Below are 24,111 nucleotides of genomic sequence, written 5' to 3'. Positions count from 1 at the left end.
GTTCATTGCTGACCATTTGATTTCAACTTTATCAGCTTTCGACTTACCTTTACTTCCTGAAAGATTGGAGCTTAATTTTTCATTACTTAATTTTTTCAACCAACTCATATCCGCACCTGCAGGAAAGATAATCGTTCCGTCTGCACTTGCGCTTGATTGGTTGATAATTGCCACACCTTTCATGGCAGAATCAAAGGCTTTGGCGCTATCTTTAAAAAGTGAGTTTGTCGTATATTTAAATTCCTCCAAAGCACGCAATTCCTTTTCGCGTGTTGCTTTGATTTCTTTTAAATTGTCAAGTTGTTCATAAAGTTGTGGTAGCTCTGCCAAAGCACCACCGACTTTTTCAAAGCCACCACTTAAAAAATTATTAATAAAGTCTTTGTCAGATCTGATTTTATCTTCAAGCAACTGAATCATATGATTAGTCAATCTAAGCAAATGTTCAATCTGATCACTATCCAAATGCGTGCCATAACGACTAACGGCACTATCTGCCGACTTGTAAGCCCTCAAATCGCCTTGTATATCTGAAATAGCTTGATTTAACTTTTGGAGCATAGGATTGATATAAGCGACAAACAAGTTTTTTCCTGCATTGTAAGCAGCGCCTGATAAGGTGCCTGAATCAATCACGCCAATCAGATGTTGGCTCCCTTTAGAAAGGCGGTCAAAAATTTGTTGGGCACCTGAAAGGTTAGTTTCCAAGGCACTTATCAAATTTTGTGAATCGCCACTGTTGTAAATTACCACGGTAAATTGTTCCTTTCTCTGTGAAGCCGGTCAATCGAACCTTCAAGTGTTTGTCTAGTTGACCTAGTGGACGTTTCAAGCGTTTCTAATTGCGCTTGGGTTTTAGATTTTATTTTCGCTTGAACACCTTGATACATCTCATAGTTACGTTGCGCCTGTCTGGTGTCAAACTGTGAATTTTTTCCAAGCACTTGGTGTGTCTCGTCTATATCTCGTTTAAAGCCTGAAAGAAAGTAGTCGTTTTCCTCTTTAAACTTATTGTTCAAATGTCTTAGGTCGTCTATGTCTGATTCTTTACGCCTAATTTCCTGAGAAAGTTCATAGCGTTTTGTTTCACTTTTATCTTTTGGTGCGTGTCTGTAACTTGTTGTATTTTCAAAAAGAGAAGTAGGTTGCTGTGCTTTTTTCTCAGCAGCACATTCTTTTAAATAGGCTTGATATTTTGCTTTTTCAGCCTCTCGTTTGGCAAGTTTCTCTCTTTCTTCCTCTGCTTGCTTTTGAATTGTTTGATTGGCTCTAATCAGACTAATCTTATCTTCTTCCGTCTCTGCGTTTTCAAAATTTATTTTTGTTTGTTCAATACTGATACGCCAAAATTCAGCCCAATCTTGCCAATCATAATCTTCCCACTTGGGATTTGTGATGATCTCTTGTTCAATGGGTTTTTCTTCCTCTACATCATCAAAGTCATTGCCAAATAGACCAGAATTTCCAAATATAGAATTTTTCTTTGTCATGATTTAAACCTCTGACTTTCCACTATATCTCTTTCCTCTATCGCATACGCCAATTCTGGAAACTTATTAGCTTGTGATAAAACGCATGAAACAACTTTTGAAGTATTGTTCATCAACTGATTAGCTAAGCCCTGACCTGCGAGCATACTTGGAACATTGCTTGCCCCAAAGTCTACGGATTGATTGGCAAAACTATTTGCATTTAAGCCAACAAGTTCAGCAATCGCTGCTTGTGCATCTACGGTGTTTGAATTAATTTTTCCTGTTGCCATAACATCTCCTATTTTCAATATTCTAAATTTTATATAAAAACTAGTGTCTAGTGTCAAAGATTTAAGATATTTTTTATAAACAGTAGCTAAATGTTGGTATAATAACAAAAAAATAAAGCATTCAATATTTGATTTTTAAAGTTTATATTTTGGAATTCACATCATAAACCATTAGATTATTTTTTTATTATAGTTTCTAGCATCTCAAATATGTCAACAGTTTCGTATCAATCCTGACGATTAAGCAGAGTTATTGACACTTTTTCAAAAAAGTGAACAAAAAACAGGCTATGATAAAAATCAATCATAGCCTGTTTTTAAAATTTTATTTAGCTTCAGCGTTTTCAACAGATGCTTTGACAAAGGCTGTGTAGAGACCTTCTGATCTATTTGGACGGCTTGACAATTCCGGGTGATATTGACATGCAACGAAGAATTTATTTTCTGGAATTTCAACAATTTCAACCAAACGGTTATCAGGTGACACGCCTGAGAAGACGAGTCCTGCTTTTTCAAACTGTTCACGGTAGGCATTGTTAAATTCATAACGGTGACGGTGACGGCGTTGGATGACTTCTTGGTTATCATAAGCTGCTGCTGTCACTGAGTGTGCTTTCAATTTCGCTGGGTAAAGTCCCAAACGAAGTGTACCACCCATATCTTCAACATCAATTTGATCACGCATGAGGTCGATAATTGGGAATTTCGTTTCAGGATTTAACTCAGTTGAGTTAGCCCCGTCAAGTCCAAGGACGTTACGACCGAACTCGACACACGTCAACTGCATGCCTAGACAAACGCCTAGCATCGGCACATCATTTTCACGCGCATACTGAATCGCCGCAATCTTACCCTCAGTGCCACGAGGACCAAAACCACCCGGCACAATAATCCCGTCAGCGTCTCCCAAAAGCTCAGCAGCATTTTCAGGGGTCACGTCGTTTGATTGAACCCATTTCAGGTCAATGTCGGTGTCCGCAGGGTAGCCGGCATGTTTCAAAGCTTCAACGACAGAGATATAAGCATCTGGCAACTCGACATATTTCCCAACCAAAGTAATCTTAGTTGATTTTTTGAGGTTCATGACGTGGTGAACCATCTCTGTCCATTCTGTCATATCTGCTTTTGGCAAATCAAGTTTCAAATGATCCAAAACGATTTGGTCCATGTTTTGAGCTTGTAAATTAAGTGGGATTTGATACAAATGTTCCACATCAAGTGATTCAATAACAGCCTCTGGCGCAACATCTGTAAACTGTGCAATTTTATTTTTAATCCCTTGCTCAGCTGGTGTTTCTGTTCGGATAACAATCATATTCGGCTGAATACCCAAACCACGTAATTCTTTAACAGAGTGTTGTGTTGGTTTAGTTTTCATTTCAGCAGACGCTTTTAGATAAGGTAATAAAGTTGTATGAATGTAGAAGACATTGTCCGAACCCACATCAGATTTCATCTGACGTAAGGCTTCAAGGAACGGTAATGACTCGATATCGCCAACAGTTCCGCCGACTTCAGTAATGATGACATCTGAATCAGTCGTTGCTGCGGCACGTTTAATTTTTTCTTTCAAGGCATCTGTAATATGTGGAATAACTTGAACCGTTGCTCCCAAATATTCGCCTTTACGCTCTTTACGCAGAACTTCTGAGTAAATTTTACCTGTTGTCACGTTAGAGTATTTGTTAAGGTTAACATCCATGAAACGCTCGTAGTGACCAAGGTCAAGGTCAGTTTCTGCGCCATCATCTGTCACGTAAACTTCCCCATGTTGGTAAGGACTCATTGTACCCGGGTCAATATTGATATATGGGTCAAACTTTTGAATTGTGACTTTAAGACCACGATTTTTTAAAAGACGACCAAGACTTGACGCCACAATCCCTTTACCAATACCTGAAACCACACCACCTGTGACGAAAATATACTTTGTCATTTACCTATTGTCTCCTTTAATTTAAACACATGGGAAAATAAATATAAAAAGCTCCCAATACTGGGAGCTATTTTCCGACCGCCTGAGCGGTGCCCGATAATTATTATAGCAAATTTTTTGTGGACTTGTCAAATTTGATTTTTTAATCGTGTGATTGTTTCTTGATAGACTTGTCTAGCTGCTAAGCTATCTGCTTTCATCGTTGGAAATTGTTTCTTAATTTGATTTGCCGTCATAAAGAAAAAAACAAACGCAACCACAACTGCTGCAAAAAACAAGACTTCAATTATTAGCAACGGTAAAATAGTCATATCAGTCAAATTAACTACCAAAAATACCATAGGAATTGATAAAGCATTATAGACATAAACCATGATTGGTGCGATATATGAGCGACCACCTAATTTGAGTTTTGCATTCTGACGATGCACTTGAATTGTTGCAACAAATATGACCAGACTAAAAAAACTGTTTTTAAAGCCAATTAACGAGAGAATAACAATGACCACCATCGCAATTGGGATGGTTAGATTCCCACTCCAGGCATTGTATGGCATTGACTGTTCTTGCATGAGTTTTTTAGCGCGTTTTTTGTCTTCTTTCATTGAAACTCCTTACGATTATTTTATCTATTTATAATCATATCATTATATCAATGTTTTTTCAATTCAATTCATAATTCTATTTCTTTTGTTGTCTTTTCTTTTAAAACTATTTTTAATAGGATAAAATCAATACAATAATAAAATTATGCCCCCTTTGTTTTAATAGGTGCTATGATTTATCTATGAAAACGCATTAAAAATACTCTCTTAAAATGACATCTTGCATGACAAATTTGGTAAATTCACCTATCGTCATTGTAACAGCTTCGCCAGCACCAAATGTCATGTTATTTTCTGGTAATATCTCATCAATAATCGTAAATTGCTTGTCTACATTGACTGGAAATTGTTTCAAATAGGCTTTCAAATTGACAATTCGAGCCATCATATCTGCTCGTAGATTTATTTGTGCCCGGCTCGGCTCACGCATATCTTGCTCTAATGTAACATTTGAGGGGGCCGTGTAAACAAACTTATCAAAAGCACCTGCATGACTAGCAATAAAGCGATAAGCTGTATTTTTAGCTTGAACATCAAGCGTTATCAGTTCATGAATAATGAATGCCATGCCATTAAAGGCATAAATAACATATCCTCTTGGTTCTGCTTGGTCATAAAAGACTGCAAAATGTGGTTGTTTCTTATAGTCAAAATAGTAAGACCATTCGAACTCACCGCGAACCAAGCTACCATTACCGACTAATTGCGCATGAACAGATGCCAAATCTTGTTGGGCTGTCGCAAAATCTGTGCGTTTAACCGTTAAATGTGTTTTTTCTCCCAACGGAAAATCAGCTGCATCAATCTCATAATGTTTTTGATTGAAGACATAACGATAACCAAATTTACTGTAAAAACTATAAGAAAAAGGTGCAAGATAAGAAAATAGTGTTTCCTTCTGATAGTTCTCTTGTAAAATTTCAGTCATGAGCTGACTTGCTGCACCATTGCCACGGAACTCGGGATAGCTTGCAACATAACCAATGCCTGCCATTGGCACGGTTTGACCTTGAAAACTAACCTGGAAGTGGGTATCGACAATCATGCTCGTCAATTCACCATTTTCAGTATGTGTATGTAGGCTCGACTGTTCTAGTAGTTTGTAAAAAGCGCGGTCTCCGCCAGTTGGATTTTTATGGAAAGCGTATTTCGCAAGATTCAAACAAGCCTTTTCAATCGTCATTTTTCTCCTCAACTTATTTGTTTTTCAGTCAGACTAGCCTTGTCTAAATGTATCAACTTTATCATAGCTGGCACGTGGCCCTCCAATCAGCTTAGGACGGCTTTTGAGTGCAGTCACATGAGCGCCGCCTAATTCACGCATGATTGGGCGAAAAGGAATCTGAACGTGTTTTACGTGCATCCCAATCGCCGTATCACCAATATCAAGACCAGCTTGCGCTATAATATGCTCAACTTCTACTGGGTCATTGAACAAATCATAAGCTGCGACTTGACCACTGCCACCGGCATTGAGCTGTGGCACAACGGAAACGATTTCCAAATCTTTTTGCTCTGCTAAATCTCGCTCAACCAACAAAGCACGATTAAGATGTTCGCAGCCTTGCACCGCTAGATGTACACCAATAGCCGTGAGCTTGTCATAAATAGCTTTAACCACAACTTGACCAATTTCAGCGGATGAATGTTGCCCAATCACACCACCATTAACTTCACTTGATGACAAACCTAAAACAAATAGTTGACCTTTTTTGAGATCAGCTTGTTTGATAACATCCTCAATTAAGTGTTCTGTTTGCGCTTGCAATTTTTCTAAATCCATTTTTTTACCCCTCTATCCCACTCTCAATACATTAAAATAAGCTCACACTCAAGGCAATAGTTGAAATACCCCATAGTCATTTGAGTTTAGAATTGCCTGATAGACGAACTCCTTACTCTGTTTGACAGCGGTTAGCACTGATGCCCCATGTGCCAGATTACTCGCGACAGCCGACGCAAAGGTACAACCCGCACCATTATTATTCCGCGCAACGATTGGTTTAACAAATTCCCGAGAAACGACACCATCAGCATATAAATCACGCGCAAAATGCTTGTCCAAACGACTACCACCTTTAATCACCATATGACGACTCCCCAAAGCAGACAAAACCGTAGCAGCAGCTTTCATATCCGAAACAGTCGTAATTGTCAGACCAGCCAACATCTCAGCCTCCCTCAGATTTGGCGTTATCACCGTCACATAAGGCAAAAACTCAAGCATCTTCGCCGTCATCAGCGACATCTCCTCATCTTTATTTTCTTTAAAGACAAGAACCGGATCGAGAATGACGGAGATATCTTGATGCTGCTGAATAAAACGCAAAGTCAGGTCAGCAATCTCTATTGATGGCAACAGGCCTATCTTGATTGCATCGAAAGCAATATCATTTAGACTATCCAATTGTCGTTTAAAAATTTCAATATCCGTTGGGAAAATTTCAAAGCCAGACGCATTCTCAGCTACTGTCACAATCGACGTCACGACAACAAACCCATAAATCCCGTACTGAGAATAAGTCGCTAAGTCAGCCTGAAAGCCACCACCTGATAAGACATCAGACCCCGAAATCGCTAAGACTTTAGGCGTTGATTTCATCGTCATAACGTACCTCCATGAGACACAAACCATGAGCCGGTGCTGTCGGTCCTGCTAAATCACGATTTTGTGCCACTAAAATTTCAGATACTCGCGTAACTGGCCACTTGCCGGCACCAATTTTTACCAAGGTACCGACCATATTTCTGACCTGCTTATATAAAAAACCATTGCCAGAAAAAATGAAGAGAATTTCATCTGTCCCACTTCTCACTACATCTGCTTGTGTAATCGTCCGAACCTTGTCCTCGACCGTAGCGCCAGAGGCTGTAAAGCCTGTGAAATCATACGTGCCAACCAATAACTGCGCTGCTGCAACCATGTGATCAAAAGCGACGATTTTTGGGAAATGGTAGCTAAAACGCCGCGTTAAGGGATTGTTGGCACGAGAGGTGGTCAGGCGGTACTGATAAGTTTTGCTGTGGGGGTTGAACCGCGAGTGAAAGTCATCTGAGACTAGCTCAAGCGATAGCACATCAATATCATCAGGCGTTTGGGTATCCAGGGCAAAGCGCAATTTTTCGGCGTCACGCGCTTGTGGTAAATCAAAATGAATGATTTGAGCTAGCGCGTGAACGCCACTGTCTGTACGACCTGAGCCGTGAAGTTTAACAGGATGACCTGAGTTTAATTTCGCCAAAACACGCTCAAGTTCCTCTTGAACGGTTCGACCATTATTTTGTATTTGAAATCCGGCAAAATCTGTGCCGTCATATGCAATCCTTGCTTTATATCGTGTCATGCTAACATTATATCATGTTCATTTAAAAATCTGATGACAAAGTGGATTGTTTTTTTGTTTATCATTTAAATCTTTTTTCATATGTTGTATGCAATGGTGCAACATCTATTTTTTTATCCTGGCAATTGCTTATGATTGATCTATCCAATTTAGGTTTCGATTATAAAAAAAGACACTTTCGAGTCTTTTTTAAATTGCTTAATCATTGGATAAAGCTTCAATCGGGTTCAATCTAGCAGCTTTACCTGCTGGCATCAAACTAGCGAACAAAGCAATGATAATTGCGATGATGACACTACCGATAACTGCACCAGTTGAAATTTGAATGATATGGAATTTATCAAGTAAATCACTGACACCTGAGTTAACACCACCTTGACCTAGAAAGGCAACAATGATCGCGAGAATGGCAGAGGCAACCCCTAACATGACAGTTTCAATAACAAAGAGTAGGCGAATGTCTCCTTTTCTTGCACCTAAAGCACGAAGAATACCGATTTCTTTCGTCCGTTCTGTAACTGACATGTAAGTTGTCGCAATAATCATCATCAGACTCACGAGAAGTGAAATTCCTGCGATTAAAGCAAGCACGATAGTCACAATGGATGTAATATTATTAATCGGTTTCAAAACAGCACCGAGAGAAAAGGTTACAAAGTCTTTTTTGCCGTCAGTTTTCAAGTTTTGAATTTTGTTTACGACAGATTTGACATTGTGGCTATCATCGATTGTTGGCACGATGAAGTTAGGCTCACTGACAATATGATTGGCGACAAAGGATTTTTGCAGGGTTTTAAAGTTCATTGTCAACGGATTTTGTGCTGGGCTGCCTTTCGTAATCCCCGACACTTTCACGTCTTGGGATATAGCTACTGGTGCGCCATCTTTATTGAGCATTTTATACTCAAGGTGTAGCGTTTCACCAATAATTTTTTTCCAATTTGTCTTATCCCATTTTTTAGCAAAAGTATCTGGTACAGCTACTTCACCCTCACTTGGTTTTTCACCCGCTAAGAGTGAGCTATCTGTATTGACATTTGTCCAAGTTTGAATTTCAGAAAAAGGCTCTTTCGTTACGCCAAGACTAACTGTGAAGTCAGATGGTGCAATATCAAAGGCTTTTTCGACTTGCTTCACATGATTTAACTTTTCTACTTTGTTTATCAAAGTATCAGAAATCGCAGTTTTCGTCGAATTCTGTGGCATCAAGCGTGTTGTTTCCTGAAAGGCCTCAGCGTTTTTCTTGTTTTCATCAGATGTCACGCGTTTCATGACCATTGGTACATTTGGATTAGCCAAATCTGTTACCATTTTATTCATGTACCCCTTGGCACCATTGCCCAACCCAAGGAAGAACATAACTGAAAAGAGACCAATGGCAACGCCAATCATAATCATCAGATTTTGTTTCCAGTTATTGAGAAAATGTTGCCAAGCAATTCGAGATTTAGCACCAAAAGAAAGTGTTTTGGTCTTAAACTCACGTGCTTTTCCAACCGTCTCATAAGCTGGCTTAATCCGCTCATCCGAAGTGACTTGACCGTCTGTTAAATGTACGATGCGTGTCCCGTAGTCAGCTACTTCTTGCGAATGCGTTACGACAATAACTGTCTTACCACTTTTAGCAATATCAGACAATATTTCTAGAACATCCCTCGTATTTTGTGAATCCAAAGCGCCCGTCGGTTCATCAGCGATAATAATGTCTGGGTCATTGGCAAGTGCACGTGCAATTGCAACACGTTGTTTTTGACCACCAGATAATTGATTAGGATTTTTCTTCTTGTGTTCAAGTAACCCAACTTGCTTGAGCAAATCCTCTGCTTTTTTGACTTGTGCCCTATGAGACAGGTTCGTCATTTTTAACGAGATTAAGACGTTATCTAAGACACTGAGATAGCTAACCAAGTTAAAAGATTGAAAGATAAAACCAACTGTATCACGCCGATACTCATCCATTGATTTTTCTTTTTTATCCGCTTGCTTGATACCATTGACAATGACTTCACCCTCATACTTGCGGTCAAGACCACCAATAATGTTCATCAAAGTCGATTTTCCGCCCCCAGATTCACCAAGAATCGAGATGAAGTCCCCTTTATCAAAGCTGAGATTCAAGCCTTTCAAGACGGGAAATTCTTCTTTTCCAAGAAAATAAGATTTCTTGATATTTTTTAGTTCCAAGATTGTCATGCTGATGACCTTTCTATTTTTCCATAAAATATTTGTTCTTTTAAGTATAAAACTTTTCCCGAAAATTTTCATGGTACTTTAGACTTATTTTCACATTTATTGATGAAAAATTTAGATATGACATTATCACAATCTTCATCTCGAGTATTTCGAATGAAATCTCAAAGATTATGATGATTTTTTAGCAAAACGTCTAAAAGTTTCATCAAAAGATTCTTGATTCCGCTCTTGTGCACATTTTTTATTTAAATATAGGCGTTCATGTATTCATATGATTTAATTCCCAACGACTTGCACCATAGTGATTTGAAAAATGCTCAAATTCGGATAATTCTTCTGGAGAGGTTTGATTAGTTTCAATACTTTTCCTATGTCTGCAATGCAAAACGCATTTGTGGATTTTGTAAGTAATTTAGAAAATAACACTAATAGCTCATTTGTTTGTTCAGACATAAGTTACCGCTTTCTTTATTTACCATTCCAATTTAATTGGTTTGTCAAAAAGAAAACTAATCTTTTTTGAGAAAAAAAATCCCTAAGGATTAAACAACTAATAATCGCAATAACGCCATCGTCATAACACCTGTCACTACTGCTAACATCAGAGATTTTCGCAAGTAGCCGACTGCCATGGCTGGAATCATCGCGACACATCTCAGCCCGTCAAAACTCGGTAACGCATTTTTATGCAAGATTAAAAGCTCAGAAACCATTAAACTCGTCATCATTGACAGTGATAAGTAGTTCAAAAATCTTTTAAAAAATGCTGGAAATTGTATCAGCTTAGCAAGCGGGAATGGTGAAATTCTGGGTACCCAGGTGACAATAACACTGAAAAATAAAGCAAGATAAAAATACATCAGATGACCTCTGTCTTTCTAGTCTCTTTAGGTGTCGACATCACTGCACCAATTAAAGCACCAATGAGTGTCGCAATCAGAACTGCAACATAGCTAGAGGTGACAATACCCACTAAATAATAAATTAACATGGTACTAAATAAGACGGTCAGAACAACTGTTAACCGTTCATTTTTCACCATAGAATCTAAAGTCAAGACTAATAAGCCAATAAACATGGCAACCAGAGCATAATCTATGCCAAGCTGCTCCGGATTCGGTATGAGATTTCCAACTGCTGCTCCTAAAATAGTAGACAATATCCAAGTCAGGTAACTCATCACGTTCACTCCCTGCATCCAAAATGATGTAATAGGTGTGTTAGTTGCATGTTCTAAAACCATGAGACCAAAAGATTCATCAGTCATCAAAGTCCCCATGCCGATGCCGGATTTGAGAGATTGGTGTGGAAAAATTTGCGTGGCGGTCAGGCTTTGCAAGAACATACGGAAATTGACGAAAAAGATGATCAGCGTGATGATGGAAATTGGCGCGTGAACTGCCATCATGGCAATCATGATGAACTGACCGGAGCCGGCATATAAGAAAATGGACAGGCAAGCAACTTGCCAGAGGCTAAAACCTTGAGCGATGGCGACGATGCCGAATGCCGCGCCAATGCTAATGTAACCTAGACTGACGGGTATTGCAGCTTTCATTCCGTCCATAAAATTGTAACTTTTTGACATGACTAACTCCTGAGGTGTAATAGTCTCATTATATCAAAAAATGTCAGAGGTTTTACTTGTTTTTACTACTTTCCGATTTTGAGTTCAAGTAAAATCCGTCGCTCCCTGTAAATACATGATTGCGACCTTCATTTGCAAACCATATCTTTAGAATTTACCAAAAGAAAAAACAGCCTATTCGACTGTTCTTGGCTCTATAATAAATCGTGTGGGAAATTCCCAGGCGATTTATTATAGAGCCATAAATTTGCTAGTTTCTTGCTAGTTTTTAAAAACAAAAAAGCTCCAAACTTTATAAATAAAGGGTTTAGAGCTTTTAAAATTACATTTGTTTGTTATAGTATTCAACGACGAGTGCTTCGTTGATTTCTGGGTTGATTTCGTCACGTTCTGGTAAACGTGCGAATGTACCTTCAAGTTTGTCAGCGTCGAATGTGATAAAGCTTGGGCGCCCAAGTGTAGCTTCAACTGCTTCAAGAATTGCTGGTACTTTAGCTGATTTTTCGCGAACTGAAATCACATCACCAACATTAACGCGGTATGATGGGATATCAACACGTGAACCGTTAACCAAGATATGACCGTGGTTAACAAATTGGCGTGCTTGACGACGTGTAGTTGCTAAACCAAGACGGTAAACAACGTTATCAAGACGACGTTCAAGAAGTACCATGAAGTTGAAACCAAGTGTCCCTTCTTTTGCTTTAGTCGCTTGAACAAACAAGTTACGGAATTGACGTTCAGAAACACCGTAAGTGAAACGGAGTTTTTGTTTTTCAGCCAATTGCAAACCGTACTCAGAAAGTTTTGAGCGGTTGTTTGGACCGTGTTGACCTGGTACGTAGTTACGACGTGCGATTTCTTTACCAGTACCTGTAAGTGATACGCCGAGACGACGTGATTGTTTCCATGATGGACCTGTGTAACGTGACATGTATATGTCTCCTTCAAAAATTTGATTTGAAGAGCATGTTTTGCGAGTTTCCGGTTCGTGCATTTCCAGTTCGCCTCACAGCTTTGGTTACTTTGTAACACTAGAAATGTTGACGACGCCCTACCTCGCAGCTGCATAACTCAACTCTACAAGTATATCAGGAAAATGCTAGTCTGTCAAGGAGAAAATCATAATACCCGCAGCAACTGCAACATTTAAAGACTCTGCCTGACCTGGCATATTAATGTGTGCTAAAATATCAGCGGTGACTGATGTTTCTGGTGTGATACCCGCACCTTCGTTGCCCATGATGAGTGCGAACTTTTCAGGTTGACTAATTGTTCGGTAGTCAACCGATGTTTCTGATAAGGTAGTCGCAATCACTGTGATTCCTTGATTTTTCAGCCGTTGATATAAATTCTGCACGTCATTTTCCAAAAAAATCGGCAGATGAAAGTGTGAACCTTGCATGGTGCGCAGGACTTTTGGCGAGTAGCTGTCGGCACTACCTGCTGTCAAAATTACACCGTCAAATCCTGCAGCATCCGCCGTTCTAATCATGGTCCCGACATTGCCTGGATCCTGGACGTTTTCCAAAATCAGGAGTTTGCTCAGCTGCTCAGGTTTTATACTTGCCGGTTCTAAACTAACTTCTGCGATAATCCCCTGTGGTGTTTCAGCATCTGATAAGAATTTCATGACCTCGTCTGATACGAGTATCGCATCGGGTATGTCCGCAAATTTTTCCGTTACAAAAATCTGCTTGACATTTGCCCCAGATTTTAAAGCTTCTTCATATAGATGTTGCCCTTCAATCAGATAAGAGCTGATACGATTTTTCTTTTTATAAAGTTTCTTTGCGTTCTTGATGCGTGTATTGTCTTTTGATGTGATTATTTCCATAACTCTATTTTAGCATAATGATGGCTTTCATGGTTTTGTTTAGCCATATTTAGCAAACGAAAGCGTTATTATTTATCAACCAAAATCTCTACTATTTTGATATAATGTAGCTAAATAATTGGGATATAAATAGAAAGGATTTGAGTTAAATGAATAAAGTTAAATTAAATGCCACTGGCCACGTGCAAGGGGTTGGCTTTCGCTATACGACTTTTCAACTCGCCAAGCAGCTGAATATCAAAGGGACAGTTAAAAATGAAAATGACGGTTCAGTCACGATTTTTGCCCAATCAGATGATAAACTCAGCCTTCAAAAATTTATCAATGAAGTTCGTAAATCTCCGTCACCTTATGGTCGTGTAGACTATTTAGACGTGAAACTTGATCATTCACCAGATTTTGATGATTTCAAAATGATTAATTAGTTGATCCAAAAAGCCTTGGAAAATCAGAATTTCTATTCTAATTTTCCAAGGCTTTTGCTAGTTTATAAATAGCGGTCCATCATGGTATTGGCGACAAAGGGTTTGTTCATGGTATAGATATGCACGCCATCAACACCACGAGCTAGAAGGTCATCAATTTGCTTGCAGGCATAGTCCATGCCGGCTTTTTGCAGGTCTTCTGGTGAGTCTTTGTATTTGTTGATGATTTTAATCAAACGTGTGGGTAGACTAGCACCAAAGAAGAGCATCCGCGCCACTTGAGATTCTTGCAAAACCGGCATGATACCTGCGGCAATTGGTGCTTCAATTCCTGAATTTTTAACATAGTCATTAAGCCTTAAAAATTTGTCGTTGTCAAAAAAGAGCTGGCTGATAAAAAAGTTTGCGCCTGCATCATATTTACGTTTGACGTGCTCAATGTTTTCAACATCCAATGGACTATCCACATGACCTTCAGGATAAATGGCAGCAGCAATGTCAAAATCGCCCGCTTTTTTAATATCCGTGATGAGTTCATGAGCATAATGATAAATATCCGGACAACCCGTCACATCCGTATTTTTCGGTAGATCCCCACGTAGCGCTAAAATATTTTGGACATTTTTAGCTTTAATCTCCGCCAAAATTTCCGTAATTTGTTCCGGATGATTATTAATCGATGTCAAATGGTGCATGGTTTCGATGCCATACTCTTTTTTGATTTTTTCAGCAATCTCAAGTGTTTTATTTTCACGACCAAGACTGCCCATAGCGCCATAGGTCACACTAATATAATCTGGTTTGTGGGTCAAGCCGGATACTGTCTGATAAATAGTTTCAATGCCCGCATCAGTTTTAGGCGGGAATACTTCCAGAGAAATGACGGATTTCTTCTGAAGATTTTTTTCTCGATAAATGTCAGTTATTCTCATAAGACAATTCTAACAAATTTTACCTGAATTGGAAATTTGTTAAAAATAGCAGTTAGTTATAGTTTACACTTATATCAAAAAAACTTCTCTAACACCTTGAACTGAGTTACAGCAAAAAACCTTGTCTGCTCGAGTTAAATCTTCTCGATATAAGATCTGCTCACGACACTTACCGGAATCTAATAAATACTGACGGTAAATTCCTGGTAATAATCCACTAGATAAAGGTGGTGTCAACCACTCCCCGTTAATTTCGAGAATCAGATTAGCACGCGACATTTCACTCAGCTCACCCCGCTCATTGACAAAAATCTCGTCTTTAGCATTAAAATAAGGCCGGTGGGTCGTTTTATGCGCCAGAAAATCAGCACGGCTGTCAATGGTCATTGGAGATAAAGCAACGGTATTAAAAGCTTTGATCGGACGATAACTGGTCTCAAACTTGCCATCACGGCTGAGAACTAAGCGTAGCATACCATCTTGCTCAGGTTGGAAATCTAGGATATCTGGATTGAACTTAAAACCATAGTAGGTAGCGGATCTTTGCAAGCGCTCGAAGTGTTCCCTTTTAAAAGTTAGTCGACCATTTTCAACTTGAATGGTCTCAATCAACTGGAAATCATCTTGTAAGAAAGCCGTTTTCGCCTGGGTCTCCAACCATTCATCGGCAGTATCTGAATCCCAAACAATAGCACCACCCACCCGATATTTGAAGTGTTCTGCACCTGTCTGCCGTTGCAAAATACGAATCGGCACGCTAAAAATCATTTTCTCTGGACTAAGGAAACCAATAGCACCGCAATATATATCACGGCTACCTTTTTCCAGGCGCTCAATAATGTTCATGGTTGATATTTTCGGAGCACCTGTGATAGAGCCGTTGGGGAAAAGCGCTTGAAAAATCGTCCATAAGTCTGTCCCTGCTCTTAAATCTGCCTCAATTTGTGAGGTCATTTGGTGAACGGTGGCGTGTGTTTCAACCTCAAATAACTTGGTCACTTTGACACTACCGTTTTCAGCGATTCTGCCGAGGTCATTACGCATGAGGTCAACAATCATGACATTTTCCGCCCGATTTTTTTCATCTGTTTTAAGAAAGGTGATACGCTCAGCATCTTCTGTTGCTGACCGCCCTCGTTTGACTGTCCCTTTCATTGGCCGCGTCGTGATGTGCTGACCTTCAATTTCAAAAAAAAGTTCAGGCGAAAAGCTGAGCAAGGTATCATACTCATTTTTGATATAGGTATTATAAGGTGTCCGTTGTTTAGTCAAGAGATGTTCGTAGAGTGCTAAGTCATCACTAGCATAAGGCACTTGATAGTCATAGGTATAGTTGACTTCATAGGTATTACCAATGCGTTGCTCTCGCTTAATTTCAGCAACAGCAGCTGCGTAATCTGAAAATGTCTGTTGTGCTTGGGGGCTTAGACTGATCTCTGGCACATTTTTCGGGACGTAGGGTGTGAAGTCTTTAAATACTTGAAAGTAGAGAAGGGGGCTTTCAGACTTTATCTGTTTGCCAAGGAAAACGTCTTTGGCCTCATAGCGAATATAGCCGACCAGATAATGTGTCTGCTGCCATTTTTCAATTTCAGACAATGATGCGATTACACCAGCATTGTCAAAAGCAATCAGAGTTGCAAGAGGGTTATCAAATTTTTTATCGTCGTATATCATCATCGTTCTTTTATTATAACAAAAATTGAGGGCATAAAAAAACTGGCTTTCACCAGTTAAATAAATGAACAATTTTCATGTTCCAACGAACTTCTTTCGCATAGAAGATGTTACCGCCATTTCGATAAAGTTTGCCTTTGTTAAACAAAAGCGAATCTAAGGTAATGTGATAATATTCCTCAGCTGTTGTATTGCCTAGACTTGGTGCGACGACGTCTTTAGAGTAAGCCTCTGCCAAGGGCAGGGTGTTCTTACCGCCATTTTTGGCAATATAGTCAACATAGGCTTTCCCAAAGTTATAGGCTTGAACACCGGTCCAAACATCAACACCCTTTTCATTCGCATATTCCAACATTTCAGTTAAATTGACAATACCTTGATGAATACTATCTTCTTCGGTTTCAATTGTGTCATGGGTTGACTCAGTGGACTGCATGACATCAGTGCGTTTCCCCTTGGTTTCCGTGTATATAATCGATAAGACTAACTCTCGGTTTCCTGAAACACCATGTTTTTTTAAGGTCTGCGTCACATACTCATCATACTGCATGACATTCTTGACATTTTGGTGCGTGTGATAAATCCAAAATCCAAAACCTACAAGTATGGCAAGGAGGATTAAATTTCTAATTTTTCTTAGCAATACGTCCTCCTTTTCATGCTAGTATCTGATAGTGAAACTACCACTTGTTCTTGATTTCCTCGATATTTTTGATGATAATCGAGTAAGTCCCATCATCATTTTGGATAAATTCGACCGTTTCTGCATCTTCATAAAGACTTTGCGGCACAATCATTTCTATTCCATTTGACAAGGACAATTTTTGATTGGATAGTTTTTTCTCGATTTTCTCCATAGGCATCTGCTCGAACCGAATCTTATCTGGAATTTCTTCCTTGACTTGATCTTTAAAGGCCAAGCGCGCCGTCAGATTATCCGCAAATAACTGGTCTGCCAGTGCTTCTGGATTGAGATTTTCTTGCTTTTCGACTGCATGAAATACCGCATTTTGCACCTTTTGAGAAAAGGCAAAATCATTATCGTCGTAAGACTTTGCAACAGACTCTGCCGTCTTTTTAATCGTTTTAATCGCTTTATTGACAGAAATATCGGGCTTTTCAGCTAGTAGATTTTCCGAAAAATAATTATAATTTTTACCGTTATATTTAATTCGTTTTTCCAGTAAATGGTAGCTGAACGTCTTACGATTGATGGCAATTGCTTCATCAGCAGCTGATCCGGCACCAGGTAATGAGGATTCGGTTTTACGAATCTTGATTTGTCCTGTTGTCGTATCGAAGTCATGCGAAAAAGAATCCCTCAGCGACAGTCTGATAAAAGCAAAATGTGGCTGAGTATCTAATTCATAGGCGACAAAAAGCAAGTCATTTTGCTTTTGTTTCTCTGACAAGATAAACTCTTCTCGCCAGAAATTCGCAACGGTAATCGTTGATGCGATAAAGTCATCTGTTACCAATGATAAAAAGTGGTTCTCTTCTGATAAAATACCACGTTTAGCATCATCAGAATAGATTTTTTCTACTTTTTTGGTCACATAATCAAGCATGACAGGCGTCAACTCCATGAGGTTTTCCGAGAAGGTAATCTCAGGTTGACCTGGGTCAAAAGCATGTAAAATCGCTTTTTTGATATATAAATCCATTAAAATTCTTATTAATTTTCGTAAAGTGGGAATGCATCAGTCAAGGCAATCACTTCAGATTTAATTTGATCAAGCTCAGCTTGGTCATCCTTGTTTTGGAAAGCACGAATGATAAGTTCTGCTACTTTCGTTGCTTCCGCTTCTTTGAAACCACGTGATGTCACAGCAGCCGAACCAATACGAACGCCTGATGTTTTAAACGGGCTCAAAGTTTCGTAAGGTACTGCATTTTTGTTCAAAGTAATTGACACCGTATCCAAGAGATGCTGTGCTTCTTTACCATTGATTCCAAATCCAGTGACATTAAGCATGAACATGTGGTTATCAGTACCACCAGAAATCACTCGCAAACCAGCATTTTCGAAGGTTTCAGCCATGACTTTTGCATTTTTAATGACTTGTGCTTGATAATCTTTGTAGCTAGGATCCAATGCCTCTTTAAAAGCAACAGCTTTCGCAGCCACAACGTGCATTAAAGGACCACCTTGAATTCCTGGGAAAATGGCAGAGTTAATTTTCTTAGCCAAAACTTCATCATTTGTCAAAATGAGACCACCACGTGGGCCACGGAGTGTTTTATGGGTTGTAGAAGTTGTAATGTCTGCATAAGGTACTGGATTTGGATGCAGACCAGCAGCTACTAAACCAGCGATATGTGCCATATCAACCATGAATTTCGCCCCAACAGTATCAGCAATTTCACGGAATTTCGCAAAATCAATTGTGCGTGAATAGCTAGATGCACCAGCAACAATCAATTTAGGTTGCGCGGCTTTAGCTTGTGCTAAAATTTGATCATAGTCCAATAGTTCTGTTTCTTTATCGACATTGTAGCCAACAAAGTTATAGGTTTTACCAGAGAAGTTGACTGGTGAGCCGTGTGTTAAATGACCACCAGCGGCCAAATCAAGACCCATGACTGTATCACCGGGCTCGATTAAAGCAAGGTAAGCTGCTGCATTGGCTTGTGAGCCAGAGTGAGCTTGGACATTGGCAAATTTAGCGCCAAAAAGTTCTTTTGCACGTTCGATTGCTAAGTTTTCAGCAATATCAACGCATTCAGTACCGCCATAATAGCGATTACCAGGATAGCCTTCAGCATATTTGTTAGTCAAAAGTGAGCCTTGAGCGGCCATCACAGCTTTTGAAACAACATTTTCAGAGGCGATGAGTTCAATATTTTGTTGTTGACGTTTTTCCTCTGCATGAATAGCATTCCAGAGTTCTTGGTCAAAAGCTTCGTAGTTTGGCTGGTCAAATATCATCCTTTATCTCCTCGATAATTTCTCTTAAAGTTAGCGCACCTTGGCGCAAGATTATTGGCGTCTTACCTGTCAAATCTACAATCGTCGAATCAATGCCCGAAATACTCTCATCAGCTTTCACAACAGCTGCAATCTGACCGTTCAAATCCGTCAACACGTTCTGTGCGGTTTTGGGGCTTGGGTTTCCAGTCAGATTAGCAGATGGCCCCACTAAGGGACCTGTTTGACGCAATATTGCAAGCGTCGTTTGATTGGCTGGGACACGAAAGCCGACTGTTTTCATACCGTTATTGACAAGACTAGGGACCTTTTCATTGGCTTCTAGAATTATCGTTAGGCTGCCAGGCATAAATTTATTATACAACTTTTCTAGATATTTTGGTTGATTTTGAGAGAAAAATTTCATTTCATCAAAATTCGAAATATTTAAGTTTAACGCATGATCATATGTTCTATGCTTCACGTCGTATATACTTTTGACCACATGATTTTCTAGTGCAAGACCAAATAAACCATAAACCGTTTCAGTCGGCAAAGCAACTAATTGGCCTGATTTGATTAGATCAACGGCACGCTTAATATCTTGCGGTGCTTGGGGAGAAAGTAATTCAGTCAATGATAATCATCCTATCCTTTCCAGCTAAATCTTGTAAGACTCTGACCCGTTTGTCAGGAAAATGGTGCTGAAAAAGTTGGCTAACAGCCTGACCTTGTAAATGCCCAATTTCCAGATAAATCTTGCCCTTGTTTGTCAAATAAGACTGGGCTTTTTCTGCTATTTTTTGATAAATGGCTAGCCCATTATCCTCAGCAAACAGAGCAAGATGTGGCTCATAGTCCAAGACATTTTTAGCCATATCCACCTTCTCGACATCTGTGATATAAGGTGGATTTGAAACAATTGTATCATAGTTTCCTGAAACGTTACTGAAAACGTCTGAGAGCGTAAAAGTGATATTTTCTATCGCATTTTTGTTCGCATTTTGCTGAGCCAAGGTCAAAGCATCTGGTGAAATATCGCTTGCATGGATTTGCCATGTTGGTTGCGCTTTTGCGAGTGACAGAGCTATCGCGCCTGTCCCTGTCCCAATATCTAGGATGTTCAAATCATCTGACGTATTTTCCGCCAAAATCAGCGCGACAAGTTCTTCTGTTTCTGGTCTCGGAATCAGGGCACGCGCATCCACATCAAGGGTTAAACCGTAAAATTCGGTCTCACCGACAATGTACTGGGCAGGCTCATCCTTTGCAAGTCGGTTAAATATCTCTGCTAGGTAGACTTGGTCCGCTTCGGTTATTTCTGTGTTGAGCAATAAGATGAAGTCGGTATAGCTGAGTTTTCGGCCATAACGAAAAACATAGCGCAACTCCTCTGGGCGCGCCAATTGTTTTTCATATTTTTGAAAGGCTTGTAAGTAGGTCATAAATTCTCTCTCAAAGCTGCTTGAAGTTTAAGCTGTAGGGTTGTCTGTGGTAGTGTTTCATAGGCATCATCTGACAAATAAGTCCACGAAGCATCTTCATTTTCAACTTGAACAAGCATGACTTGCCATTTTTGGTGTGTGAAGATGTGTGTAATTGGCGTGATATTCAGTTGTTTAGCGGCTTCGAAATGTTCAGAAACACCATCATAAATGGCATCCCATGAGTCAAATTCTAGCAAAGGATAGGTCCAAAAATTGGCAAGTAGGCCTGTTTTAGGGCGTTGGGTATAAGCCAAGCTGCCATCATTTTCAGAGATAATCGCCGCATAAAACTTCTGGACTTGCTTGACTTTTTTAGACTTGATTGGAAAAGTCAGCTCTACTCCTTCTTGATAACTGAGATTAAAACGGGCAAAAGGTGAATCTGACAAGGTCTCAGTCTTGGTACTCATCAAAGAAGTGCCTAAGTCCATCACAGCTTGATTAAAATCACCTGGTCGCTCTGGATCCACGATGGGTAAAATGATATCATAAAAAGTTTTCCGTGATTTAGGCTGAGCGATATCCGCTTCGATTTTCAGCAGTCTAGCAAAAACACGAAACATGTTGCCGTCAAGTGCTGGTACGACTTCATTAAAACTAATACTGGCAATCGCTGCTGCTGTATAAGGCCCAATCCCTGCTAAACTTTGTAGGGATTGACTCGTTGATGGCAACTGTCCGTCAAAATCTGCCATAACTTGTCGGGCTGCTTTTTGCATATTTCTCACACGAGAATAATAACCTAATCCTGACCAGAGTTTGAGCAGGACTTCTTCATCAGCCTCAGCCAAATCTTTCACTGTTGGTAGTTCTGACAGAAAGCGCTCATAGTAAGGAATGACTGTTTCAACCTGAGTTTGTTGCAACATAATCTCGCTGACCCAGATGTGATACGGTTCCTTGTCTATCCGCCAAGGAAGGTGCGTCCGTCCGCATTCATCGTACCAAGCAAGCAAAGTTTGACGAAAGTCTGCAACCGTGTCCTCAGATAAATGGCCATCGGCATCATACCAGTTTGTCATTGTTTCAAGGCCTCAAGTTTTTGGGTTTGGTCGAAGAGAATCAGGGCGTCGATGACTTCGTCTAACTTGCCTGACAAGATTGTGTCGAGTTTTTGCAGGGTCAGGCCGATGCGGTGGTCGGTCACGCGGTTTTGCGGGAAGTTGTAGGTACGGATCCGCTCAGAACGGTCACCTGTTCCGACGGTCGACTTCCGAAACTCATCGTTTTTATCCTGCTCAATCTGCGCAAAATAATCATAAACTCGAGCATTGATGATTTTCATAGCTTTATCTCGGTTTTTTTGCTGATTCCGTTCTTCCTGCATCTCAACCTTGATACCCGTTGGTTCATGGACAATCCGAACGGCTGTCGCAACTTTGTTGACGTTCTGTCCGCCGGCACCTGAAGCATGATAAATATCGATACGCAGATCTTTCGGGTCAATGTTGATGTCGAAATCTTCGATTTCAGGCATGACAAGTACCGTTGCTGTTGAGGTATGGACACGCCCCTGAGTCTCTGTTTTTGGTACACGTTGGACACGATGCGCGCCACTTTCATATTTGAGTTTAGAGTATACGCTATTTCCTGAAATCATGACTGAAACTTCTTTAATGCCACCGATTTCGGTTACATTTGACTCCAAAATCTCAAATTTCCAGCCTTGATTTTCAGAATATTTTTGATACATATTTAATAAATCGCCAGCAAAAAGCGCAGCTTCATCACCGCCAGCAGCACCACGAATTTCAAGGATAATATTTTTATCATCATTAGGATCTTTTGGCAATAAAAGAATTTTGATATCTTCTTCTAGCGTTACTTTTTCAGCTTTCAGTGCTTTGAGTTCTTCTTTGAACATGTCAGATTCGTCAGCGTCAAGACTTGAGTCTGATAGCATTTCTTCCGCATCTGAAATGCCAGTCGTCACTTCGACATAGCGCGCATAAGCCGCAACAGTTTCTCGCAAAGAGGCTTCTTCTTTTGACAACGCCATAAATCGTTTAGTATCATTAACGACTTCAGGGTCGCTTAGCAAACCACCTAATTCTTCGTAACGGTCAGCCATAATTTGTAATTGGTCGAACATATGATCTTTTCACTTCCTTATTTTCTATATTTTTCTTGTCAATGGTGGCAGGTATTTAAGCAGGCTTCACTAACTTCTATCAACAGCAAAAGCATAGTAAAATAGCTCAGCACCCCAACGTTCTCTGACCAATCTAGCACGCACAGTCATGCCGTTACGAATGGCAACATTCATAGAAGAGATATTGGTCTCACGAATAAGTGAGTAGACACGGTCAATACCTAAGACATTGAAAGCATAAACTTTACAAGCTTGTGCTGCTTCGATGGCATAGCCTTGATGCCAATAATCTCGATCAAACAAATAACCAATTTCCGTGACGGTTTCAACTTCGAGTTGTTGGAGGGTCAAACCACATTGTCCAATGACTTGATTGGTTTCTTTTAAGACGACTGCCCACAGACTGAAACCTCGCGTTTGATACTGAGTCATCAAATTATCAAACCACCGCGCTACTTCTTCATCAGAAAACGCGCCATTGTAAGCAAACATGGCGTCATCATCCTGAAGGATTTTGGCAATCACAGCATAATCTGCTTGCGTGATTTCGCGAAGATAAAGGCGTTTGGTTTCCGTAATCATCTGCAGTCTCCCTATGTTCTACTGAGTTTTAAAGTTCTGGCTTAAACCAGTGTTTCCGACAGACGGGTAGATAAGACTCATTGCCACCGATTTGAATTTGACTGCCCTCATAAACTGGTTTGTTATCCTTGGTACGTAAGACCATAGTTGCTTTCTTGCTACAAAACCAGCAGATTGTTTTGATTTCTTCAATTTTGTCAGCCAGGAGCAAGAGATATTTGCTGCCTTCAAATAATTCATTTTGGAAATCATTTTTTAGGCCGAAGGCCATGACAGGGACGTTGAGTTCATCTACCACTCTAGCAAAATCATAGATATTTTTTTTGCTGAGAAACTGAGCTTCATCTATTAAGATGCAGTAAGGTTTTTGAGGTAGTTTGGTAACATAGTCAAAAACATCTAGGGTAGCATCAATAGGTACAGCCTGCTCTCGTATCCCAATCCGCGAACTCACGACGCCAATCTCATCGCGGTTATCAAGGGCACTTGTCATAATCACGACAGGCTTACCCTGCTCTTCATAGTTATGTGCCACTTTGAGAATTTCGATTGATTTCCCGCTATTCATCGTACCGTACTTGAAATATAATTGTGCCATGTCATCTTTACCTTAATTATTATGTATTCAGCCTACGCAATCCTGTACAAGCTGTCAGCAATTTTCAGTGATGATACAACTGAATTCGCTACTGTATGTCTTGTTTGTTTTCTCTATAAAATTAAGCATTCATCTTACAAAATTA

General features: G+C 39.8%; 25 protein-coding genes and 1 pseudogene. 1 reads left to right on the top strand and 25 read right to left on the bottom strand.

The window, feature by feature from the left end; translation table 11 throughout:
- The 14 genes and pseudogenes from RR45_RS07220 to RR45_RS07155 form a co-directional block, all read right to left on the bottom strand.
- Positions 1–753, bottom strand: a pseudogene (locus RR45_RS07220) (LXG domain-containing protein); the annotation flags it as partial.
- Positions 747–1,490 (bottom strand): hypothetical protein, encoded by a 744-nt coding sequence (locus tag RR45_RS07215; RefSeq protein WP_031365949.1) that lies wholly within the window; start codon positions 1,488–1,490, stop codon positions 747–749. The pseudogene RR45_RS07220 and the gene RR45_RS07215, both read right to left, overlap by 7 nt.
- Positions 1,487–1,762 carry a hypothetical protein gene (locus tag RR45_RS07210; RefSeq protein WP_031365950.1) on the bottom strand — a complete coding sequence of 92 codons (276 nt, stop codon included), beginning with the start codon at positions 1,760–1,762 and terminating at the stop codon, positions 1,487–1,489. The genes RR45_RS07215 and RR45_RS07210 overlap by 4 nt, the downstream gene beginning before the upstream one ends.
- Before the next feature lie 325 nt (positions 1,763–2,087).
- A complete protein-coding gene (pyrG, locus tag RR45_RS07205) occupies positions 2,088–3,698 on the bottom strand; it encodes a CTP synthase (protein ID WP_031365951.1) in 1,611 nt (536 codons plus the stop codon).
- Positions 3,699–3,826: 128 nt separating this feature from the next.
- Positions 3,827–4,303 (bottom strand): hypothetical protein, encoded by a 477-nt coding sequence (locus tag RR45_RS07200; protein ID WP_031365952.1) that lies wholly within the window; start codon positions 4,301–4,303, stop codon positions 3,827–3,829.
- A 193-nt stretch (positions 4,304–4,496) separates the two neighbouring features.
- The gene (locus tag RR45_RS07195; protein WP_031365953.1) at positions 4,497–5,486 is read right to left on the bottom strand and encodes a GNAT family N-acetyltransferase; all 990 of its coding nucleotides are present in this window, start codon (positions 5,484–5,486) and stop codon (positions 4,497–4,499) included.
- A 33-nt stretch (positions 5,487–5,519) separates the two neighbouring features.
- The gene (locus RR45_RS07190) at positions 5,520–6,086 is read right to left on the bottom strand and encodes a TIGR01440 family protein (RefSeq protein ID WP_031365954.1); all 567 of its coding nucleotides are present in this window, start codon (positions 6,084–6,086) and stop codon (positions 5,520–5,522) included.
- 48 nt (positions 6,087–6,134) lie between these two features.
- Positions 6,135–6,911: a bifunctional hydroxymethylpyrimidine kinase/phosphomethylpyrimidine kinase gene (locus tag RR45_RS07185; protein WP_031365955.1), complete on the bottom strand. Its 777-nt coding sequence runs from the start codon at positions 6,909–6,911 to the stop codon at positions 6,135–6,137.
- The gene (truA, locus tag RR45_RS07180) at positions 6,889–7,647 is read right to left on the bottom strand and encodes a tRNA pseudouridine(38-40) synthase TruA (protein ID WP_031365956.1); all 759 of its coding nucleotides are present in this window, start codon (positions 7,645–7,647) and stop codon (positions 6,889–6,891) included. The genes RR45_RS07185 and truA overlap by 23 nt, the downstream gene beginning before the upstream one ends.
- 198 nt (positions 7,648–7,845) lie before the next feature.
- A complete protein-coding gene (locus RR45_RS07175) occupies positions 7,846–9,840 on the bottom strand; it encodes an ABC transporter ATP-binding protein/permease (protein WP_031365957.1) in 1,995 nt (664 codons plus the stop codon).
- A gap of 542 nt (positions 9,841–10,382) precedes the next feature.
- The gene (locus RR45_RS07170; RefSeq protein WP_031365958.1) at positions 10,383–10,700 is read right to left on the bottom strand and encodes an AzlD domain-containing protein; all 318 of its coding nucleotides are present in this window, start codon (positions 10,698–10,700) and stop codon (positions 10,383–10,385) included.
- On the bottom strand, positions 10,700–11,428 hold the full coding sequence (locus RR45_RS07165; RefSeq protein ID WP_072353567.1) for an AzlC family ABC transporter permease: 729 nt from the start codon (positions 11,426–11,428) through the stop codon (positions 10,700–10,702). The genes RR45_RS07170 and RR45_RS07165 overlap by 1 nt, the downstream gene beginning before the upstream one ends.
- Before the next feature lie 322 nt (positions 11,429–11,750).
- Complete coding sequence (gene rpsD, locus RR45_RS07160) at positions 11,751–12,362, bottom strand: 30S ribosomal protein S4 (protein WP_031365960.1); 612 nt, start codon at positions 12,360–12,362, stop codon at positions 11,751–11,753.
- A gap of 168 nt (positions 12,363–12,530) precedes the next feature.
- Positions 12,531–13,265: a TrmH family RNA methyltransferase gene (locus RR45_RS07155; protein ID WP_031365961.1), complete on the bottom strand. Its 735-nt coding sequence runs from the start codon at positions 13,263–13,265 to the stop codon at positions 12,531–12,533.
- Positions 13,266–13,414: 149 nt separating this feature from the next.
- On the opposite strand from RR45_RS07155, the gene RR45_RS07150 reads away from it, so the two are divergent.
- Positions 13,415–13,690 carry an acylphosphatase gene (locus RR45_RS07150; protein ID WP_031365962.1) on the top strand — a complete coding sequence of 92 codons (276 nt, stop codon included), beginning with the start codon at positions 13,415–13,417 and terminating at the stop codon, positions 13,688–13,690.
- Between the two features lie 62 nt (positions 13,691–13,752).
- Here RR45_RS07150 and RR45_RS07145 read toward each other — a convergent pair whose 3' ends face one another.
- From RR45_RS07145 to RR45_RS07095, 11 genes are all read right to left on the bottom strand, one after another.
- The gene (locus RR45_RS07145) at positions 13,753–14,622 is read right to left on the bottom strand and encodes a methylenetetrahydrofolate reductase (RefSeq protein ID WP_031365963.1); all 870 of its coding nucleotides are present in this window, start codon (positions 14,620–14,622) and stop codon (positions 13,753–13,755) included.
- Positions 14,623–14,691: 69 nt separating this feature from the next.
- Entirely contained in the window at positions 14,692–16,302 is a 1,611-nt protein-coding gene (gene pabB / locus RR45_RS07140) for an aminodeoxychorismate synthase component I (RefSeq protein WP_031365964.1), read from the bottom strand.
- 46 nt (positions 16,303–16,348) lie between these two features.
- Positions 16,349–16,942, bottom strand: a complete 594-nt coding sequence (locus RR45_RS07135) for a lysozyme family protein (protein ID WP_031365965.1) — start codon at positions 16,940–16,942, stop codon at positions 16,349–16,351.
- A gap of 37 nt (positions 16,943–16,979) precedes the next feature.
- Entirely contained in the window at positions 16,980–17,963 is a 984-nt protein-coding gene (locus tag RR45_RS07130; protein WP_031365966.1) for a nucleoid-associated protein, read from the bottom strand.
- Positions 17,964–17,974: 11 nt separating this feature from the next.
- On the bottom strand, positions 17,975–19,228 hold the full coding sequence (glyA, locus tag RR45_RS07125) for a serine hydroxymethyltransferase (RefSeq protein WP_031365967.1): 1,254 nt from the start codon (positions 19,226–19,228) through the stop codon (positions 17,975–17,977).
- Positions 19,218–19,844 (bottom strand): L-threonylcarbamoyladenylate synthase, encoded by a 627-nt coding sequence (locus RR45_RS07120; protein ID WP_084463445.1) that lies wholly within the window; start codon positions 19,842–19,844, stop codon positions 19,218–19,220. The genes glyA and RR45_RS07120 overlap by 11 nt, the downstream gene beginning before the upstream one ends.
- Complete coding sequence (prmC, locus tag RR45_RS07115; RefSeq protein ID WP_031365969.1) at positions 19,837–20,652, bottom strand: peptide chain release factor N(5)-glutamine methyltransferase; 816 nt, start codon at positions 20,650–20,652, stop codon at positions 19,837–19,839. The genes RR45_RS07120 and prmC overlap by 8 nt, the downstream gene beginning before the upstream one ends.
- A complete protein-coding gene (gene mutY / locus RR45_RS07110) occupies positions 20,649–21,716 on the bottom strand; it encodes an A/G-specific adenine glycosylase (protein ID WP_031365970.1) in 1,068 nt (355 codons plus the stop codon). The genes prmC and mutY overlap by 4 nt, the downstream gene beginning before the upstream one ends.
- Positions 21,713–22,786, bottom strand: coding sequence for a peptide chain release factor 1 (gene prfA / locus RR45_RS07105; protein WP_031365971.1), 1,074 nt, complete (start codon positions 22,784–22,786; stop codon positions 21,713–21,715). Before prfA ends, mutY begins: the two co-directional genes overlap by 4 nt.
- 69 nt (positions 22,787–22,855) lie before the next feature.
- Positions 22,856–23,368 carry a GNAT family N-acetyltransferase gene (locus RR45_RS07100; protein WP_031365972.1) on the bottom strand — a complete coding sequence of 171 codons (513 nt, stop codon included), beginning with the start codon at positions 23,366–23,368 and terminating at the stop codon, positions 22,856–22,858.
- 28 nt (positions 23,369–23,396) lie between these two features.
- Positions 23,397–23,966, bottom strand: a complete 570-nt coding sequence (locus tag RR45_RS07095; RefSeq protein ID WP_031365973.1) for a thymidine kinase — start codon at positions 23,964–23,966, stop codon at positions 23,397–23,399.
- Positions 23,967–24,111: the final 145 nt, after the last annotated feature.

It is taken from the genome of Pseudolactococcus chungangensis CAU 28 = DSM 22330 (assembly GCF_002441885.1).
Taxonomy (GTDB): domain Bacteria; phylum Bacillota; class Bacilli; order Lactobacillales; family Streptococcaceae; genus Pseudolactococcus; species Pseudolactococcus chungangensis.
Note: the sequence above shows the minus strand (reverse complement) of the source record. Positions and strands in the feature narration are given on the sequence as shown.

Excerpts from the sequence above, each read along its gene's own strand:
- RR45_RS07215 (WP_031365949.1), bottom strand. The coding sequence starts at position 1,490 with ATGACAAAGAAAAATTCTATATTTGGAAATTCTGGTCTATTTGGCAAT.
- RR45_RS07210 (WP_031365950.1), bottom strand. The coding sequence starts at position 1,762 with ATGGCAACAGGAAAAATTAATTCAAACACCGTAGATGCACAAGCAGCG.
- pyrG (WP_031365951.1), bottom strand. The coding sequence starts at position 3,698 with ATGACAAAGTATATTTTCGTCACAGGTGGTGTGGTTTCAGGTATTGGT.
- RR45_RS07200 (WP_031365952.1), bottom strand. The coding sequence starts at position 4,303 with ATGAAAGAAGACAAAAAACGCGCTAAAAAACTCATGCAAGAACAGTCA.
- RR45_RS07195 (WP_031365953.1), bottom strand. The coding sequence starts at position 5,486 with ATGACGATTGAAAAGGCTTGTTTGAATCTTGCGAAATACGCTTTCCAT.
- RR45_RS07190 (WP_031365954.1), bottom strand. The coding sequence starts at position 6,086 with ATGGATTTAGAAAAATTGCAAGCGCAAACAGAACACTTAATTGAGGAT.
- RR45_RS07185 (WP_031365955.1), bottom strand. The coding sequence starts at position 6,911 with ATGACGATGAAATCAACGCCTAAAGTCTTAGCGATTTCGGGGTCTGAT.
- truA (WP_031365956.1), bottom strand. The coding sequence starts at position 7,647 with ATGACACGATATAAAGCAAGGATTGCATATGACGGCACAGATTTTGCC.
- RR45_RS07175 (WP_031365957.1), bottom strand. The coding sequence starts at position 9,840 with ATGACAATCTTGGAACTAAAAAATATCAAGAAATCTTATTTTCTTGGA.
- RR45_RS07170 (WP_031365958.1), bottom strand. The coding sequence starts at position 10,700 with ATGTATTTTTATCTTGCTTTATTTTTCAGTGTTATTGTCACCTGGGTA.
- RR45_RS07165 (WP_072353567.1), bottom strand. The coding sequence starts at position 11,428 with ATGTCAAAAAGTTACAATTTTATGGACGGAATGAAAGCTGCAATACCC.
- rpsD (WP_031365960.1), bottom strand. The coding sequence starts at position 12,362 with ATGTCACGTTACACAGGTCCATCATGGAAACAATCACGTCGTCTCGGC.
- RR45_RS07155 (WP_031365961.1), bottom strand. The coding sequence starts at position 13,265 with ATGGAAATAATCACATCAAAAGACAATACACGCATCAAGAACGCAAAG.
- RR45_RS07150 (WP_031365962.1), top strand. The coding sequence starts at position 13,415 with ATGAATAAAGTTAAATTAAATGCCACTGGCCACGTGCAAGGGGTTGGC.
- RR45_RS07145 (WP_031365963.1), bottom strand. The coding sequence starts at position 14,622 with ATGAGAATAACTGACATTTATCGAGAAAAAAATCTTCAGAAGAAATCC.
- pabB (WP_031365964.1), bottom strand. The coding sequence starts at position 16,302 with ATGATGATATACGACGATAAAAAATTTGATAACCCTCTTGCAACTCTG.
- RR45_RS07130 (WP_031365966.1), bottom strand. The coding sequence starts at position 17,963 with ATGGATTTATATATCAAAAAAGCGATTTTACATGCTTTTGACCCAGGT.
- glyA (WP_031365967.1), bottom strand. The coding sequence starts at position 19,228 with ATGATATTTGACCAGCCAAACTACGAAGCTTTTGACCAAGAACTCTGG.
- prmC (WP_031365969.1), bottom strand. The coding sequence starts at position 20,652 with ATGACCTACTTACAAGCCTTTCAAAAATATGAAAAACAATTGGCGCGC.
- mutY (WP_031365970.1), bottom strand. The coding sequence starts at position 21,716 with ATGACAAACTGGTATGATGCCGATGGCCATTTATCTGAGGACACGGTT.
- prfA (WP_031365971.1), bottom strand. The coding sequence starts at position 22,786 with ATGTTCGACCAATTACAAATTATGGCTGACCGTTACGAAGAATTAGGT.
- RR45_RS07100 (WP_031365972.1), bottom strand. The coding sequence starts at position 23,368 with ATGATTACGGAAACCAAACGCCTTTATCTTCGCGAAATCACGCAAGCA.
- RR45_RS07095 (WP_031365973.1), bottom strand. The coding sequence starts at position 23,966 with ATGGCACAATTATATTTCAAGTACGGTACGATGAATAGCGGGAAATCA.